We start from the raw sequence: 1,705 nt of genomic DNA, 5'->3' as shown, positions 1-1,705 counted from the left end.
GAGAGGGAAAAGAGGGGGAAGAAAAGGGGAAAAGGGAAGGGAAGGAGGAAGGAGGAAGGGGGAGGGAAAAAGGAGAGGGAGGAAAGGGAGGGAGGGGAAGGAGAGGAAAGGGAGGGGGGGAGGGAAGGGGAGAGAGAAGGGGGGGGGGAAGAGAGAGAGGGGAAAAGAGGGGGAAAGAGAAGAGGGAAAGGAGGAGGGGGGGAAGGAAAAAGGAAAAAAAGAGGGGGGGGAAAAAAGGGAGAAAGGGGAAAGGAGAACGGGGGAGGAAACGGGAGGAGTGGACTATGAAAATGAAGGAGACTTCAAGCATAGAGGAACAGGAGAATTAAACTACAAGATAGGCATTATAAATGAGAACGATCAAATCGAATGGACCACTGAAAAAGATCACTTTTCTTATGGTAAAGATCCTTCCATTATCGTTCTTGATGATGGTAGAGTGCTAAATGTCTACGGAGGACAAACCAGTGATAATCTTTGGTATCGATTAGGTGAATACATAGACGATGAATTGTATTGGAGTGAACAAATTAATTTTGGAACAGCGAAAAATGCAGATATTGTTGAAATGGATAACGAATTAAACCGTGTACTAATAGTCAGTGAAATGAATGCAGAAATTCATGAACAGATAGGTAGATACGAGGATGATCAATTAGTTTGGAATTTACCTCTTAATAGTGATTCGAATTATGGAGTGGGAGAAAATCCATCAATCACTGTTTTAGATAATGGATTAGTATTGTCTACCAAAGATCATAAAGGGGATCTTCTTTATCAATTAGGAGAATATATCGATGGGGAAATGTACTGGACTGATCCTGTTAAATACGATACTGGTAAAAAACCATCTGTACTATCTTTAGGTGATGGTTATGTAGTAGATGTACATGAGGGAGGAATAGGATTTATATATTATAATTTAGGACGATATGAAAATGGAGAAATTAATTGGTACAGTGTTGGAAATCACTATGTAACACATGGAGATTCCTATAGTCCTCAAATAGATATTCTAAGTAATGGGACAATCGTAAATGTATACCACACGTCATTTTTCGGAGTTGCATATAATCTTTATTATCAACATGCAACATTTGAAAATGGAACATTAGAGTGGATAGATACATCAATCGCTTCAGATTTCTATGACAATGGTAATTATCCTAACATAGCCGTATTAAAAGATGATTATATATTGGAAACACATAGTGGAGAAAATTCTGCTGATCTTTGGTATTCAATAGGTAAGGCTCAAGATTATTCAATTGATTTTATTTCGGCTGAAAAATATGTTTCCAGAATGCACAGACCGGTTTCTTTACAGCTTGATAATGGATATGTTTTATCAATGTATACTCAAGCGGGTAATCTTGAAAAATATTTTCCTGCTTATAGCCAGATTGCTACAGTACAGAACGAAAAACTTTCTTGGGAGAGTTGGAATGGAGAAGAACGTTACACATCATTTGAAGGGTTAGATAACGACATTGTTCAATTGAATAATGGTTTGATTTTAAATGTACATGAAGAACGATTCAACGACGAAGGACGAGCCAGCGACAATATTCAATACGTGTTAGGAAAATGGTCAGATGATTCAAAACGCGTCGAGTGGATGGTTGATTAATAGATAACATGAAATAATTTGGTTCTGGTGCAAAAACATCAAGATCCATGCAAGTAATCTCTAAACCTTGGACAT

At 37.9% G+C, this 1,705-nt stretch carries 2 protein-coding genes; both read left to right on the top strand.

The features are described 5' to 3' along the window. On the top strand, positions 1-329 hold a 329-nt coding region (locus AB1471_RS16830; protein ID WP_367780914.1), incomplete at its 5' end, for a hypothetical protein. Next, the gene (locus AB1471_RS16825) at positions 278-1,630 is read left to right on the top strand and encodes a hypothetical protein (RefSeq protein ID WP_367780913.1); all 1,353 of its coding nucleotides are present in this window, start codon (positions 278-280) and stop codon (positions 1,628-1,630) included. The genes AB1471_RS16830 and AB1471_RS16825, both read left to right, overlap by 52 nt. The last annotated feature ends 75 nt before the right edge of the window (positions 1,631-1,705 follow it).

Source organism: Jeotgalibacillus marinus, from assembly GCF_040801915.1.
GTDB lineage: Bacteria > Bacillota > Bacilli > Bacillales > Jeotgalibacillaceae > Jeotgalibacillus > Jeotgalibacillus marinus.
This window is presented reverse-complemented; position numbering and strand designations above follow the sequence as displayed.